General features: G+C 36.0%; 10 protein-coding genes and 2 tRNA genes. 3 read left to right on the top strand and 9 right to left on the bottom strand.

The window, feature by feature from the left end:
- Positions 1-111: 111 nt before the first annotated feature.
- A complete protein-coding gene (locus CHU_RS18970) occupies positions 112-4,065 on the top strand; it encodes a PAS domain S-box protein (protein WP_049755575.1) in 3,954 nt (1,317 codons plus the stop codon).
- A gap of 50 nt (positions 4,066-4,115) precedes the next feature.
- On the opposite strand, the gene fbp is transcribed toward CHU_RS18970, so the two are convergent.
- A complete protein-coding gene (gene fbp, locus CHU_RS14080; RefSeq protein ID WP_011586252.1) occupies positions 4,116-5,156 on the bottom strand; it encodes a class 1 fructose-bisphosphatase in 1,041 nt (346 codons plus the stop codon).
- 331 nt (positions 5,157-5,487) lie between these two features.
- On the opposite strand from fbp, the gene CHU_RS14085 reads away from it, so the two are divergent.
- Positions 5,488-10,131 (top strand): FG-GAP-like repeat-containing protein, encoded by a 4,644-nt coding sequence (locus CHU_RS14085; RefSeq protein ID WP_041932415.1) that lies wholly within the window; start codon positions 5,488-5,490, stop codon positions 10,129-10,131.
- Positions 10,132-10,195: 64 nt separating this feature from the next.
- Here CHU_RS14085 and CHU_RS19605 read toward each other — a convergent pair whose 3' ends face one another.
- The 4 genes from CHU_RS19605 to CHU_RS14100 all read right to left on the bottom strand — a co-directional run bounded on the left by CHU_RS19605 (position 10,196) and on the right by CHU_RS14100 (position 12,217).
- On the bottom strand, positions 10,196-10,351 hold the full coding sequence (locus tag CHU_RS19605) for a hypothetical protein (protein ID WP_177254144.1): 156 nt from the start codon (positions 10,349-10,351) through the stop codon (positions 10,196-10,198).
- Between the two features lie 522 nt (positions 10,352-10,873).
- On the bottom strand, positions 10,874-11,506 hold the full coding sequence (locus tag CHU_RS14095; protein ID WP_011586256.1) for a suppressor of fused domain protein: 633 nt from the start codon (positions 11,504-11,506) through the stop codon (positions 10,874-10,876).
- Positions 11,507-11,665: 159 nt separating this feature from the next.
- The gene (locus tag CHU_RS19610) at positions 11,666-11,803 is read right to left on the bottom strand and encodes a hypothetical protein (protein WP_177254143.1); all 138 of its coding nucleotides are present in this window, start codon (positions 11,801-11,803) and stop codon (positions 11,666-11,668) included.
- Between the two features lie 63 nt (positions 11,804-11,866).
- Positions 11,867-12,217: a hypothetical protein gene (locus CHU_RS14100; protein WP_011586257.1), complete on the bottom strand. Its 351-nt coding sequence runs from the start codon at positions 12,215-12,217 to the stop codon at positions 11,867-11,869.
- Positions 12,218-12,498: 281 nt separating this feature from the next.
- On the opposite strand from CHU_RS14100, the gene CHU_RS14105 reads away from it, so the two are divergent.
- Entirely contained in the window at positions 12,499-12,936 is a 438-nt protein-coding gene (locus CHU_RS14105) for a hypothetical protein (protein WP_011586258.1), read from the top strand.
- 93 nt (positions 12,937-13,029) lie between these two features.
- Here CHU_RS14105 and CHU_RS14110 read toward each other — a convergent pair whose 3' ends face one another.
- The 4 genes from CHU_RS14110 to CHU_RS14120 form a co-directional block, all read right to left on the bottom strand.
- A complete protein-coding gene (locus tag CHU_RS14110) occupies positions 13,030-14,463 on the bottom strand; it encodes an RtcB family protein (RefSeq protein WP_041932417.1) in 1,434 nt (477 codons plus the stop codon).
- A 155-nt stretch (positions 14,464-14,618) separates the two neighbouring features.
- Positions 14,619-14,691: transfer RNA gene (locus CHU_RS14115), tRNA-Phe, on the bottom strand.
- 34 nt (positions 14,692-14,725) lie between these two features.
- Positions 14,726-14,811: transfer RNA gene (locus CHU_RS19455), tRNA-Tyr, on the bottom strand.
- 286 nt (positions 14,812-15,097) lie between these two features.
- On the bottom strand, positions 15,098-16,615 hold the full coding sequence (locus CHU_RS14120; protein ID WP_041932779.1) for a TROVE domain-containing protein: 1,518 nt from the start codon (positions 16,613-16,615) through the stop codon (positions 15,098-15,100).
- Positions 16,616-16,872 lie beyond the last annotated feature (257 nt).

The raw sequence follows: 16,872 nt of genomic DNA on the forward strand, positions 1-16,872 counted from the left end.
AAACCTCTTATACCTTCAAATTGCATCCTAACAATCATATCTAACATAATTCCATGATTATCAAAACCATTAAATCAAATATTCGTATTATTGATTCATAATGCAGCTACTATGGAAGAAATTGAATTTTTAAAAAAATCGCTCCAAGAGGAGATAATATCTAGGAAACAGCTTGAAATAGAGCTTGAGAAAAACAAGTTAGAAATAGAAAAACTGAAGAAGAAGTTTAGTAATTCACATAAAGAAATATTAGAGAATTATATAAGAAAAGAACAAGACTTATTATCCAATTCGTCTCGCTTGTCTTCTTTAATTGTGAACCTTGATTCTGCAATTTTATTAGAGGATGAAAACCGAAAAATTGTTTTAGTAAATCAAAAGTTTTGTGACATTTTTGGTATTCCACTATCACCTCAGGAATTGATTGGAACAGACTGCTCCAATTCTGCACAACAATCAAAAATAAAATTTAAAAATCCTGACCAATTCATCTCTAGAATTGAAGAGTTACTAGAAAATAAAAAAAAAGTACTTTCTGATGAGCTTCAATTAATTGATGGAAAAATATTAAAACGAGACTTCATACCTGTTTACCATAATAATGAATATCTCGGACACTTATGGAATTATGAAGATCTAACGAATTACATTAATGTAAAAAAGAAAATTGAAAGTTTATCCCGTTTCCCGAAAGAAAGCCCAAACCCAATCCTCCGCTGCTCCGCTGATGGAATGGTAATTTATGCAAACGCTGCTGCAAAACCTTTCGTCTCTGTTTTATCAACTACAAAATACAATTCCAACAATAATGTCACTTATGATTCTCTCGTATCAAATGTAAAAGCAAGTTTTAAAACCCGGATGCTTTTAAAAAATGAAATCCGTATAAAAGATAGAACGTATAATGTTTCTTATGTTCCGGTAGAACATGAAGACTACGTTAATATCTATGCAACTGATATTACCAGCACGAAAGAATCTGAAGAAAAAATTTACTTGCTAAAAGAATTGCTAAATCAACTCGATGAATTTATCCAGGTAATTGACAAAGAAGGAAATTTTGTTTTTATTAATGAAAGCAGTGCGAATAGATTTCAACGAACAATTGAAGAATTTGAAACATTGAACATAAAAAATATTGTTCCTTCTTTTTACAACAATATGACCTGGGAAGAACAATTTGATTTTTTTAAACAAAAACAAAATTTTTTGCTTGAATCAACCCATACCAAACCTGATAAAACTTCTTATCCCATTGAATCAAGTGTTAAGTATACAACTGTTCATGAGAAAGAATACATCATTTCTTTCTCAAAAGACATTAGTGAAAGAAAACGCACTGAACAAGCACTGCAAGATCAGAAACAATTCTATGAAGATATTTTAAATAACATTCCGTCTGACATTGCTGTGTTTAACACAAATTACCAATATCTATATGTTAATCCTGCTGCAATTAAAGATGAGGAAACACGCAAATGGATTATTGGAAAGACAGATCTGGATTATTGCAGATATAGAGGAAAAGATGATTCCTTAGCGATCATGCGTCGAAAAAACCATGATATTCTTCATGAATTTAAAAAACCTATTGAGTGGGAAGATGTTTTTACCGATAAAGACGGAAATGTCAGTTATGTATTAAGAAAATTCCACCCTGTTTTGGATGAAAATGACAATATCAAAATTATCATTGGGAATGGAATAAACATAACTGAAATAAAACAAGTGCAAGAAAAACTTGCTAAGAGCGAAGAGTTGTATAGACTCGTTATTCATGCAGCAAACGATGGAATCTGGGATTGGGATATCGCTTCCGGAAGTTTATACCTCAGTGAGCGTTGGAAATCTATGCTAGGCTATACGGATGAAACATTAGCAAATCATATATCTTCCTGGGAAAAAACAATGCATCCGGATGATCTATCAATAGCAAAAGAAATTTTACAGAACCATTTCGAAAAACGAAAACCATATAACTATACATTAAGATATTTACATGTTGATGGTTCTATTCGTTGGATCATGTGCAGAGGTTTTGCAATTCGAAACAGAAAAGGAGAACCATATAGAATGGTTGGTAGCTGCACAGATGTGACAGATACACAAATAGCAGAAGAAAAATTAAAAGAAAATGAAGAAAAACTACAAGCAATTTTCAATCACTCTCATGATGCAAAATTTTTAGTTGATCCCTGCACAAATAAAATTATTGAGTTTAATAAACGAACTCTTGAACTATTTGAAACGGACAAACCTGATACATTATATACTATTCCTCTTACATCTCTTAGAAAATATCCACTAACTGACGCTGAATTGGCAGACACTCAGAACCAGTTTAAACAACTTGGATATTGGAATCAGGAAGTCCTTTATATAACACAAAAGAAAAATGAATTTTGGGGAAACATTGTTGCTAAAACAATATTTATTAATAAGAAAGAAGTAATTCTTGTCCGAATTACAGATATATCTGAAAACAAAAAAATTGAGCAGGAACTGATCAAAGCCAAGCAAATTGCTGAAGAATCAACAAAAGCGAAAGAAATGTTCTTAGCTAATATGAGTCATGAAATTCGTACTCCAATGAATGGTATACTTGGTATGGCTGAACTGATTTCGCGAACATCCTTAGATGTTACACAAAAGAAACATGTTCAGCTGATTAAAAATAGTGCGGATAATTTATTGATTATTATTAATGACATTTTAGATATAGCAAAAATTGAATCCGGAAAACTAACCATTGAACAAATTCCATTTGATATTTGTGAAGTAATAAAAAGTGCTATTCAGACCTTAACCTACAAAGCAGAAGAAAAAGGTATTGATTTGATTATACATCCAATTAAACTCGACCATAGAGTTGTTATTGGCGATCCATTCAGACTTACACAAGCACTTTTGAATTTAATTAACAATGCGATTAAATTTACCGAAAACGGTTCCGTAGAAATCAGTGGACGCATTCCGCATTCCAGTTCAACGGACATCACATTTGAATTTACCGTTAAAGATACGGGGATAGGTATACCTCAGGAAAAATTAGACAGCATTTTTGAAGGATTTACTCAAGCATCCCCTGATACATCCAGAAAATATGGAGGAACGGGACTTGGACTTACTATCAGTAAGAACTTAATTCAGATGCAAGGTGGTAACATTTGGGTTGAAAGCGTTGTTGGCAAAGGAAGTAAATTTATTTTTTCAATCACATATAAAAAAGGTGATCTGTTAGATGTCTCTCCAAACAATAAAAATAAAATTAACCTATATCAACTTCATGATTTAAAAGTATTATTAGCTGAAGACAATGAAGTCAATCAATATTTTGCAAAAACATTGATGGATGAAATTGGTGTAAAGGTAGATGTTGCTAATAATGGCATTGAAGCCTTTCAGTTCTTTGAACAAAATGAATATGACATTATTTTAATGGACATACAAATGCCGTATATGGGGGGTATTGAGACAACATCAAAAATCAGATCGCACGCAAATAAAACGAAAGCAAAAATTCCAATTATTGCTTTAACTGCAAATGCACTTGTTGGTGATTCTGAAAAATATATTGAAGCCGGAATGAGTGATTATATTTCTAAACCATTTGATCGGGAAACACTATTTAGAAAATTACAACTACATGCAGGTTCAAACAAAAATATCTTTCAAGATGCAAAGAACATCCATTTATTTCAATCCGATACCAATGACGCATATCTACCAAACTATAGTCATTTAGAAAAAAACTTTCAAAATAACACCGTTTTTCTCAAAAAAATATTTACGTTATTCATTGAATCAACACCAGAAATTGTAAACGAATTAAAATTATTTTCTGAAGGTAAGGATTATGAAAAACTACAAGCAACAGCACACAAGTTAAAAGCCAGCGTTGATGCATTCAAAATTGTAGCATTACATCAAACAATAAGAAATATCGAAAAATTCGCAGCAAACAAAACCAATCTGGATGAAATACCTGATTTAGTTAAATCTACAGATGATATACTTAAAATTGCTCAAGAAGATATCACAAAAAAATTAAAACAAATAGAATAATAAAAAATCCCATGCCGATATAGCTATCGGCATGGGATTTTTTTATTATTCTATTTTAGCCGATACACATTCAGTCCGACATTCATTTGTATAAAGGCTTCTACTTTTTCAACCATATTTTTTGAACCGATGATGATGCCTGTGCGTTGATGAATGTTTGTAGGTTCAATATCTAAAATTCTACCTTCACCATCGATAGCCTTCCCGCCAGCCTGTTCTACAATAAATGCCAACGGATTGCATTCATACATCAAACGTAATTTACCTAATGGATATTTAGCCGTTGCCGGATACATAAAAATTCCCCCTTTAATTAAATTTCTATGAAAATCTGCAACCATAGATCCTATGTATCTTGATGAATATGGACGGCTTGTTTCAAAATCAGGTGTTTTACAATAGTAAATATATTCTTGTATTTCGCGAGGAAAATCTGCGTAGTTACCTTCATTAACAGAATAAATAAAACCATCTTCCGGGATTTTCAAGTTGGGGTGTGATAAACAAAACTCTCCGATTGAAGGATCCAATGTAAATCCATTCACTCCATCACCCGTAGTATACACCATCATCGTAGATGAGCCATAAATAATGTATCCTGCAGCAACTTGCTTATTACCTACTTGCATACAATCAACAGTCTCTCCTGGACCAGATTCAGAAACTCTACGATAAATTGAAAAAATACTACCTATTGCTACATTCACATCAATATTTGAAGATCCATCTAAAGGATCTATAAGTACAACATAATTTGATTTTGAATGGCCATTATTTTCGATCGGAATTATATCTGTATTTTCTTCCGAAGCAATAGCACAACATTGCCCCCCAGATCGAAGAGCTGAGATAAATTGATCATTTGCATACACATCCAATTTTTTCACTTCTTCATTCTGCACATTCATTCCCCCTTCCATTCCTAAAATATCAAGCAGTCCAGCTTTATTAACTTCACGATTGATGATTTTAGCTGCAACAGCAATGTCATTTAGTATTTTGGACAAATCACCTGATGCACCAAATACATGCTTTTGACTTTCAGTAATAAATTGAACTAAGGTTTTTACAGTTGATAAATTGCGTTCCATAATTTTATACGTTTAATGAATGTTCATGAATAGCTTTAACTGTAATAGATATTTTCATGAATGATGCCCGAAATTAAAAACCTTTAAATAACACTTTCGACACATAAAAAATATTTTAAACGAATCAATTCATGGAAATTATTTCCAGATTCTGGAAAATATAATGATTTAGAATTACACACAGAATTCCATTTTTTAGAAATGTTTTCCTAATTCCAGATAAGGTAAATATTTAAATAAGCAAAAAATGGCTTATACTTCTGGTAAAATCATTTTTAAACTCTTGGCATGCTTCTTATTCATTGATTGTCTAAATCAAACTTTTACCGCTATGAAAAACATTCTTCATACTCTTATTATTTTAGTGCTTTCAACAGCCTGCATTCAATCTGCATTTGCTACAGGCGAACCTGCAACAAAGTTCAATATTTTCATTCCACCAAATAACGATAGCAATCATAGAGATGTCTGTTTGATCGTAACAGCTATTTACGATAGTACTATATTTCAGATTATAGATGATGGAATGGATGGCGATACAGATGACTCTAAGGCAGGTATGTTAATGGCAGGACAATCTTATATTTTATATATCCGAGATAATGGCATTAACGATGATAACCCAAGCGCAAGTAATGGAATAAAAAAACAGGATGGTGATTATTTTATTATAACAGCGAACAATTTAATTCTTGCATCTCAATCAACCGATTCTGATTGGCAACACGATTGGGTACCTTCAATCAGTGGAACAGGTTTGGGTACAAAATTTATTATCTACGCACCCAAAATCAGTTCGTCACAACGCGATGTAAATGTAATGGCATATGAAGATTCCACAATGATCACAATCAGGCGCATCTCAAATACACCAACAACAACTTCCGGAACAACGAATGTTGATATGTTCACTTCAACTGTAGTTGCGCAAAGATTAATTAATAAAGGACAAGATATTATTTATTATTCCAAAGAAGGGCGTGATCTACTGGTAAGCGGCCATACCTATGTAATTGAATCAAACAAACCGGTTACAACTCAGTACGGAGCACTTTTTGGTAATGAGCGTGATGGTGGCGGATATGTGCCTTCATCTAATGGCAGCTGCTCGGGAGATCTTTTTTATTTTACTGTTCCGTACCAAGTAACTACTGAGCAGGAAATTCGAATCGTATCCTGGAGCGACAATAATGCTGTTATTCTGGAACGATATGTAAATGGAACCTGGATCAATGTCAAAAATTTTAATCCGTTAAACTATATGAAGTCTGGTGAATGGATTGGTAAAACAAATGGCCAAACATATGCAACAGTATTCAGAGTTAGTTGTTCTCCCGGTAAAAAAGTTTCTGTTTTTGAAGCCAATTGGATGGAAACCGGCTCCGTAGGAACTTCTGACATTGCAACAATGGCTTCTGCGGAAAACGGGAAAGCTTCAGGGAAAAAGTTTTTGGTTTATATGGCTCCTCCAGGATATGAACAGAATGTATTAGACCCATTTACCAATAAAAAACTTACGCAAAATACCCATGCATATTTATTTGCCAATTCAAATGAAGCAACTGTTGTGACAGTGAAAGATGCATATACAAACGGAACCCATTTTTCAAAAACATTTACAATTGCAGCTGGCAGATACGCAGATTGTTCTTTAACTCTTACGGAATGGAAAAACATTTATAACGGAACCGGAACAACTGCAGCAGGTGCAGAAAGACCCTATTTAATTATTGAATCGACCGAAGAGGTTGCTGTGATGGTTACTAATTTTAATGATAATTGGATGATGTATTTCGGTTCTTCTCAAGTAAAAGGATTTAGTCAAACAGGTAGTACTTCAACACCTAAAACAATTCCAGGAAATGAAGTTCAAATAACTAATAACTTAATTATTGAATCAAACACAACAAATGCATCCGTTGAAATAGTTGTTGGCTCTGGTTTAATACCCGTCTCTTCTCAATTGATTAATACAACTACTTCATCTAGTATTACCGGAACTATTACTACAACCAATGACAATAGCTCAATTACATTTGCTACCATTCCAGTAATGAATACTACAGATACATATGTAATACATACCACTGTTATTCCGGCATTAGTATATAACGATGGGAATTCTATTCCGGATATGACCGTATTAAGTGTTGAAACAGTTTTAACAGGAACTGTAAACGGCGAAACACAACAGTCAATCTCTTCAACAGGAATAACCGATAATTCCGCCAACACAAGTAATTTTATTTTTAGTAAAATGACTACGGGGATTTTATCAACCGATAAAACTACATCCTGGACTTCTAATTGGGTGGACGCTGATGGAGATGGAGACGATGACCTATTTGTAACAGAAAATACAAAAGCCATACAAAACATTTTATACATTAATAATGGAAATAGAACGTTTACAAAAAGGAATTCCGGAATATTTACATCATCCTCCGACCGTGCAGCATCTATTTCTTCATCCTGGGCAGATACAGATAATGATGGAGATATAGATTTTGTTGTTGCAAACAATGGCAACCCAACAAACTTTTTATATACAAATAATGGAAATGGTAGCTTCAGCCGCATAAATAACTCTGCCATCAATTCAACAGTGGGTTATTATCATGGAGTTTCTTTTGCCGATTATGACAACGATGGCTTTGTCGATCTATTTATGACAGATTATATGCCTACACGTTTCAATCGTTTATTTCATAACAATGGAGATGGCACATTTACTGAAATACTAAACTCTCCTATTGTTGCTGAAGCCAGTTATAGTATTACGGGAAGTTGGGCTGATTATGACAAAGATGGAGATCAGGATTTATTTGTTGTAAACGACAAAGGCTTTTCAAATACGTTATATCAAAATAAAGGAAATGGAATATTTGAGAAAGTAAATTCTATTGTATCATCTGACAATGGATTTTCTGTATCTGCATGTTGGGGAGATTATGATAACGACAATGATTTAGATCTGTATGTTACAAATTCAAATTCAGATGCATTCCTATACAATAATGCAGGAGATGGCACATTCACTAAAATCACAAACTCAATAATTACAAAGACCGGAAATGGTGCTACTCATGGTACAAACTGGGTAGACATTGACAAAGATGGAGATCTTGATCTATACTTTGTTGCAAATAATAAAACAAAGGCACTCTACATAAACAACGGTAATGGTGTATTCACTAAAAAGATTACCGAACTACTGAACTCAAGTAAAGGAAGCTGTTACGGTCATACTTGGTCGGATTTTGATAAAGACGGAGACATGGATGTATTTGTAACCACGTTGAATAACGAAACAAATACATTGTATACAAATAATGGAAACAGTAATAAATGGATCGAAGCAAAATTAACAGGTACAGCTTCAAATAAAAGTGCTATAGGTGGGCGCATTGAAGTATTTGCTAGAATTCATGGTACACCTATCTGGCAAATGCGCGAAATAAATGCACAATCCGGATTGGGAGGACAAAATTCATTAACACAACATTTTGGACTAGCAGATGCAGGAATTATTGATAGCATGATCATCTATTGGCCATCTGGTTTTATTCAACGACTAAGTGATATACCAAGTAACCAAATACTTTCTATCACTGAACCTAACAGTAGTATCTTAAAAGGAATTGTATTCAATGATCTAAATCACAATTGTATTTACGATAGCGGAGAAGAAATCGTATCAGGAAAAAAAGTATTGATTCAACCAGGTAATATATATTGTGCCACTAATAACTCAGGTATATATGAAGTGCATGTCCCAACTGGAACATATACTGTTAGTCTGGTTGCCGATACATATTGGAGATCTACCTGTTCAACATCAACAACTACTATTACACAAATTGGACAAATCATCACTGCAGGTCCAATAGCAGCAAGATCAAATGGCAATCAACGCCAAGATATGGGAATAACAATTTCACCAACAAGTTTGCGTCGTGGATTTAAAAATCAATTGAAAATTCAATACTCAAATTCAGGAAATTTAACGTCTGTAAAAGATACCATTCGAATGATTGTTCCAAATGATATTTTCATACTTCAGTCTTCTATCCCATGGAATAACATTTCAAATGGAAATGAATATCAATGGTATATTGATCCAATGGAAGCAGGTGATACGCAAGCTATATTTTTAATAGATTCCGTTTCCGTATATGCACCTTTGGATGCATTCAGAACATTTGATGTTTCGATTTCAAATTATTCACAAGAAGAAAATTTATTGAACAATTCACAGCTTAGTTCCATGAAGATTATTGGTTCTTTCGACCCAAATGATATGACTGTTTACCCTATGGGAGAAGGCACTCAAGGTTATGTTTCAAAAGGCACTACATTAAATTATACTATACATTTTGAAAACACAGGAAATTACCCTGCTGACAAAGTCATTATTACATGCATCCTTTCTGAACACCTTGACAAGTCAGCATTATCTATTGAATCATCTTCTCATAGTATGTCTTATGAAATTCAGAATAATATTCTAACCTGCACGTTTAACCAAATAAATCTTGTAGGCAATAAACAAGATTCCTTATTAGCCCAAGGTTTTGTTCGCTTTTCAATTCCAATCAAAAACACCAGTGCTGCAGGAAGCAGTATCACAAACCAAGCCTATATTATTTTCGATTTTAACCAACCTGTAGCAACAAATATCGTTCGGAATACAATAAAATTAAATTTGCCCAACGATGCAGTAAGTCTTTATCCAAACCCTGCAACAACACATGTTGTGGCAGCGTTAATAAGTGCAAAAGCACAATATGAATCAATTTGTTATATAACATCATATACCATAGAAAATATGGACGGCAAAACAATTCGATCTATGGTAGATATTGAACAAAATGTATTAGATATTGATTTAACTGCTATTAAAAATGGAATCTATCTGATCAAATTTTACGATTCAACTGGTCAATCTTATATAAACAGGCTTATTGTTCAATAAACCTTTAAAAATTAAAAAGCCCTCACCTATGGAAATATATTAATGAGGGCTTTTGATTTTAATATTATGTAGGTATAATTTCTGTTTGTTTCTTTTCAGTTTCTGTTACCTGTGAAGCTTTTATTCGCATTCCCATATCAGATACACGAACAGTTCTAACTGTTTCTTTTTCTGCTCTTTGAGCAATAGTTGCTGGAGTTGGCGATTCGGTTTTTTTCATGGTTGTAACAGTTTTAGTTAGCATTAGATTTTACGGTTTTAAAAAATAAACTTCTCATTTTCTAATTAATGAACAAGTATACATGGTTGTACGCTTATATGTAAAAATGAGTTATGATATAAGTTAGAAATAAATACACATTCATACATCATTCATGTGATCAAAATTATACCCGCTTATAACGATTTTAACAAAGGATAATGTAAAGCGTTATGTAAAAGTATTTTTAATAACATTAAATTAATATGCCTGCATAACAACTGTGCCGCCCGTATTACTTTTTATCTTTTTGAATTTGTATATAGATGTATACACAAAAACTAATAAAAATAACTCCGCACGTAAGCCAAACCGAATCAGGCACGCCGGCAGATGCATCGTGCGGCATGGTCAAAGAGCCTTTTCCCGGATTAAATCCATGTTGCGTAAAATAGTATGCAAAACGTTCAAAATAATTCAATCTGCAAGTGATTATATTGTTGAAATCATAACTAACTATTTTTTAGAGATACCGACCGATACTTAAAGTTCTGTAATGAACAACGGATTATTCACGCGCATTTCTTCGATCAGTAATTCTCCTTCTTCCGGTGATTTTTTCAGGCGTTCAAGCTCTGCTTCTGTAATACCGATTAACTGCAGAAACGTTACTTGTCCGTGTGGCGTAGAAATCGTACCTAACTCCGGATCTGTAATAAAAAGCACACCGACTTTATCTGTTTTCGATTCCAGTTTTATAGGACCGTTCGCAGGGATATAATGATACGCTTCAAACCAGTTCCCTGTATCAAAAACATAACGCGCGAGATTATTCATTAAACCAATCACCCATTTTGGATCGTCTTCTACTTCTGTACTTTTAATGCGCATGGTAAATTCAAATCCCCAGTTACTGAATTCCTTATCTGCCTTTTCAGGTGCATAATACAGTTCAGACATACCATAACTGATTACATGCCGGTGGAACGTTTGCTGATGGGAATCATAGATACTTGTGCCGTCCAGCGGATCGGGCCCCCCAATCATGTATTTCATCACAGATGCATAATGCCTCGGTTCCTGTCCGGCATAGACCGTATCAATCACCTTGTCAATTGCCTGCCAGCCGGGCGTATCGTCTTCAGTAAACTGTTTGGTATATTCTTCTGATGTCATGTAAAAAGATGTTTTAAATCAATACGCACAATACACAGTAAAAGTTAGTGGTGGTTAAAAAATATGATTTGTTCTTCTGGTATTAAACAAAAAAAGCTGCTATCGATGTCTTGCATCAATAGCAGCCTGCTGTTGGTTGAAAGAATATATATTCTTTACTTACACAGATAATGCTCTGAAATTTACTACTCTGAAACCGATCCCCATATCAGAAACATAGATCTTATTACTTTCTTTCTCCTGGTTTGTATTTCTTGCAGAAGATTTTTTTGTTTTTTTAGACTGTAGCTTTTTCATAGTGGTATCTGGTTAGTTGAGTAATAGTAAATTATCCGGTCAATTTTTTATTTTTTTATTTAGTTAAATAGTTGAAACAGTATGTTCTTTTTTATGAATGTCTTCTACTGCAACAATAAAATTGGTAATATTGATATCCCCCTCTGCGCCATACGCATCTATCAATAATCCGCGTTCACCGCTTACAGTCTCAAGCGAATACAGTATAGCATTATCTTCCGGATCTGAATTTCCTTCAAAACGGTAAAAACTTACAATCTTTACCTGAGCCGGAGTATACACGCGATCTGATGCCAATGATTTGATCCCTTCACGTAAAGCAAGGAACTGTGTTTTGAAACCTTGTTCTTCTAACATTTTGGTGCATGCAGACAATGTCTTCATCTCTGCGCTGTCAATAATTGGTTGTACCATAATCTTGTGTGTTTATAAATAGCAGGCTTTTAGAACCTGTATTGTGTTTTACTTACGATTTGATGCTCAAATTTCAGTTTTTCCCGACCCGAAAGTTTTACATAAATCCTTCAAATAATTACATAATTTACATATGCTTGATTTTTAGACAATTTAGTGGATTTACAGCATCCCTTTATACGCAATTGCGTATAATTATGTAATAATTTAAAGAAAAAATGTAAAATAAATGATTAAAATTAACTGCATCTTTACTTCAGTACCCTTAAACCGTGTGAATTATGAAACAAATAGGCGTATTTATTATTTGTGCAGCACTTTCATACCAGATGTATGCACAGTCGGACACGATCAAGGATCCAGGTGTACCGAAACAGGTTGAGACTTCCTTTGAAAAAAACCATCCAAACGCCAAACAGGTGAATTGGATCAAGGAAGATCAAACCTATATCGCTTCCTACAAGGAGCACAACGTAAACCAATGGACTTCCTACGATAATCTGGGAAAACTGCTGGAAAATAAATGGAAAATACCTGTAACAGAACTGCCCTTTTCAGCACAGAATCACGCAAGAAAAAACAATACGGAAGGTGTTCAGGAGTATTACAAAATAACAAACTTCAAAGGTGTTGTAAGTTATGAAATTGCCACACCAAGTAAGGAGTTCTTTTTCGATTCTGCAGGGGCATTGGTAAAAACGGTTGAACCAAATAAATAATTGACTGATGAATTCTACTAACAAAAACCTCCGGAGCACTGAAGCATCACTATGCAACCATACGCTCCGGAGGAATTTATTTTATAACGCTATCTAATCTTCACGGCTTCCATCGGCAGCCATACGCACCAGCTTAGGTGTAAATGTAGCCACAACATCTACCAATTGTTTTTGTGCCGCCATTACCCGTTCAATATTTTTATAGGCCATGGGTGCTTCATCCAGACCGGCACCAATCAAGGTTACACCGTGATCTTTCAGGATCTTACGCATTTCCTCTTTAGAAATGTTTTTAATTGCCTGTGTACGGCTCATCTGACGGCCAGCTCCATGTGAGGCAGAGTGGATCGCAGCTGCTTCACCTTTGCCCCGTACAAGAAAACCTGGTGCGGTCATAGAACCGGGAATGATACCCATGACACCTTCTGCAGCTGGTGTGGCGCCTTTACGATGTACAATAACTTCTTCTCCATTCAGCATTTCCTTCCAGGCAAAATTATGATGGTTCTCCACCTTTGCCAGTATCTGCCCGCCTATGGCTTTTGTTAAACGTTCGTGGATGATCTCATGGCAGGCAGATGCATAATCACCGGCAAGGTTCATCGCAAGCCAGTATTCCTGACCTTCGGCACGATTCATATCCAGGTAGGCAAGGTTTGCAGCTTCGTTCGGAAGTTTACAGATTTCTTTTGCCAGTCTGGTGTAATTCCCCGCTACGGTAGCACCAAAACCGCGTGAACCGGAATGTGTCAGCAAGGCTACATACGTGCCTTTTTTTATGTTCAGTTTAACATCATCGGTTTTAAATTCAATGATACCAAATTCTACAAAGTGGTTACCACCCCCTGAAGAACCTAACTGATGCGCAGCTTTATCCTGCAGATTTTTTATGAACGGTGTCATATTAAATGCTGCATCATCCAGCACGGCATGGGCTGCACGGTCTTTTCCGTTCCAGCCGTTACCGGCGCCAAAGGAAGTCCAGGCAATAAGTTCTCTTTTATACATGGCTTCATTGGCAAGAAAATATTCGGCAGGAATATCATAGATGGACAAGGCCATACGGCAGCCGATATCAACACCAACTCCGTAAGGAATAATCGCATTTTTTGTGGCCAGCACACCACCGATCGGTAATCCATATCCCTGGTGTGCATCCGGCATCAATGCACCGGCAACGGCTACCGGAAGTTTCATCGCTATTTCCATTTGCTTAACAGCCCCGGCTTCAATATAATCTGCTCCAAAAACAGCATAGTTAATACCTGTTTCTTTTAAGGGAATACGATCCGTTTCTGCTCCTTGAGTATCTTCAATAAGTGTCTGTGCAATGTGTTTTAATACGGCATGATCCAGAAACTGTTCCGGGTGTAATACAACCTGCTTAAACAGATTCAGTACTTCTTCTTTCTCCTGGGAAGCATAATTATTTTCAATAATATCAAGTACCATGCGGATGACTTTTCCTTCCGCATAACCGATCGCTTTCAGATCATCCCCATTCATACGTGTTTTGTTCATAGACATAAAATTACTCTTTATTCATTTAATAAAACAAAGGAACAGATTATCTGCGCAACAGATTTGCGCAGATAAAACTATTTTTTAATATAAAGGGCAATAACTGAAAGAGTCTGTTTTTTCCGTAAATAGCGAAGTAACTCTTTTCAACGGCACCTTTGTGGAAACGGCAGGACTCGAACCTGCATCATCGGATTTTCAGTCCGCTGCATTGACCATCTTTGCTACATTTCCATACGTTTTGATGCAATACTTTTTGCATCAAAACTGGTGGGAAAGGCAGGATTCGAACCTGCTAAGCGATACGCAACGGATTTACAGTCCGTCCCAACCCGCCATCGTTGGCGCTTTCCCCTATAAATAAAATAACTATCAGTACTAAAAGAAACCTGAATTCCTTGCCGGCAGGTTCGGCCGCTGCACGTACCCATGCATCTCTTATCCATGGCATCTTTAATATTGCCGGAAGCAATAAACGATTCAGGAGCGGGGCTACGCATGAGGAGTTGCACCTCTCCTCTATTTTCATAGAGGCCCTTCCCCTTTCTTTGAGCGATGTATCCCGTTTCTACGGCATTCCGGCAATTTTTTATTTTTTTCTGTAACCGCTCTGCCTCAGCACAAGACAGAGCGGGCATCTTTATAAAACCACTTGTTTTATTTTTTCAACAGCATCCGTGCCGTGTTCAACAGCGTCCAGCACATCAAATACCTTATCTGACCAGCCGGCAATCAGGTACACACCATCGTTCTGAATATCCACCGGTGCATGGCCATGACCCGCCAGGTCGAATAGATAAAGCTTTGCCGATGGAACAATAGACGTATATTTTTTCCATAACTGTGCAATCGTTTCACCTTTATCTTCTGTGTTCCATAGCTGACAATCAGTAAATACGAATACTTTATCCATTACAATTTTATTTGCAATCAGGTATTTGATTATTTTATATCCGTTTGTTGCATACCCAACTTCCCCTTCGCGTTTGTAGTATTCTTCTACATGCGCCAATATGCCGCGGTTTGGCAGGTTGATCACTTTCCAGTTATCACCAAACATACCGGTTACAACCTGTTCACAACGCACATGCAGCAGCATACCCAGCATCAGTCCGATATCATACATCAGTACTTTGCTCTTGGCAGATACAGGCATCTGCATAGAACCGGAAACGTCGCAGGCAATCAATACTTTTGTTGACCGGGCAAATCCTTTTATGTTTGTTGCACTTACCAGAACCGCTTTTTCCAGTGAAGTAAGTATATAGGAAGTATGTACAGATTCCTGCAATTTTATTTCACGGTACGCCGCCAAAAAGCGGAAAGGAAATTGTTTCGCGTTTGCTACTGCTTCCTCATCTGACAGATACGCACACACTTTTCGGATATGCGCTTCAGATACATTTGCCTGCAGCAGGTTACGCAGGTTTCGCATCAAAGCCATGTAACCGATTTTACCACTATCAATCAATTCTTCCCACGTCCGTTTTACAGCAGCAGCCTTTAGCGCTGCATTTCCATAGTTGATCTGCCCGACAGCCGACAACTGCGTTTCCCAGGTATATGGTACTACCAGTGTACCCGAAGCAATTTTATTAAACAGCAGTTGCTGTGCTTCATCTTTTGCTTTCGGGTGAATCAGAAACAAGGCATCACGCAGTGTTATTTCTGCTTCACGGTTATATTTAGCAAACTGATATGCATCAAACATATTAAAAGCTGTTGCCAGACCTTTCTGTATCTGTTTCGATAATTTGTTCAGCTTTTTAAGATCTGTACGGTTATTGGCACGCTGATAATAAGCGAGCAGTTCGGTGATCTCATCGGCACGTTTTACTACACCGCGAACGGCAGCTGCAACAACCGGATTTCCGGATTGTGCTTTTGCCAGCTCAACAGCCAGCATTAGCGGAACGGAACGCAGATACATGGCGGTACGCGCATATACTGCCAGTTTTGCTACATACTCCGGATCGTTCTTCAACATCAATGCCTGAATGCGTTCAATACGTGTATCCCCTTTTTCATAAAAGGTATCACTCAGCCCAGCTGTTACAACAGCTGCATACAGTTCCATTTCAGGAGACAGCTTATAAGCGTTTGCGCCTTCATGGTTCTGAACGGTATCCGGCTGTTTGGCTTTGATGTTGAATTTCATTTTTATCCGCATTTAATATGTTATACATAGTGCCGATATGCTTTTTAATTTTGTTGTTTCATATTGACACTACAAATTTTCATACCTCCCGCGCAGTGTATGTGCGCAGCAGTATTTTTTTTTATAAAAAATTAGAATATAGAATCAACAACCTGGTTTTCAAGAACAATAATTTTAACCTTTTACCGGCAAAAACCGTTACTACGCAAATAGATTGCGCAGTAAAACCGTAACTCGTACTTTTATAAATGAAATTT

This window comes from Cytophaga hutchinsonii ATCC 33406 (genome assembly GCF_000014145.1).
GTDB lineage: Bacteria > Bacteroidota > Bacteroidia > Cytophagales > Cytophagaceae > Cytophaga > Cytophaga hutchinsonii.

Excerpts from the sequence above, each read along its gene's own strand:
- CHU_RS14100 (WP_011586257.1), bottom strand. The coding sequence starts at position 12,217 with ATGGTACAACCAATTATTGACAGCGCAGAGATGAAGACATTGTCTGCA.
- CHU_RS18970 (WP_049755575.1), top strand. The coding sequence starts at position 112 with ATGGAAGAAATTGAATTTTTAAAAAAATCGCTCCAAGAGGAGATAATA.
- CHU_RS14095 (WP_011586256.1), bottom strand. The coding sequence starts at position 11,506 with ATGACATCAGAAGAATATACCAAACAGTTTACTGAAGACGATACGCCC.
- CHU_RS14110 (WP_041932417.1), bottom strand. The coding sequence starts at position 14,463 with ATGTCTATGAACAAAACACGTATGAATGGGGATGATCTGAAAGCGATC.
- CHU_RS14085 (WP_041932415.1), top strand. The coding sequence starts at position 5,488 with ATGAAAAACATTCTTCATACTCTTATTATTTTAGTGCTTTCAACAGCC.
- CHU_RS14105 (WP_011586258.1), top strand. The coding sequence starts at position 12,499 with ATGAAACAAATAGGCGTATTTATTATTTGTGCAGCACTTTCATACCAG.
- CHU_RS14120 (WP_041932779.1), bottom strand. The coding sequence starts at position 16,615 with ATGAAATTCAACATCAAAGCCAAACAGCCGGATACCGTTCAGAACCAT.
- CHU_RS19605 (WP_177254144.1), bottom strand. The coding sequence starts at position 10,351 with ATGAAAAAAACCGAATCGCCAACTCCAGCAACTATTGCTCAAAGAGCA.
- CHU_RS19610 (WP_177254143.1), bottom strand. The coding sequence starts at position 11,803 with ATGAAAAAGCTACAGTCTAAAAAAACAAAAAAATCTTCTGCAAGAAAT.
- fbp (WP_011586252.1), bottom strand. The coding sequence starts at position 5,156 with ATGGAACGCAATTTATCAACTGTAAAAACCTTAGTTCAATTTATTACT.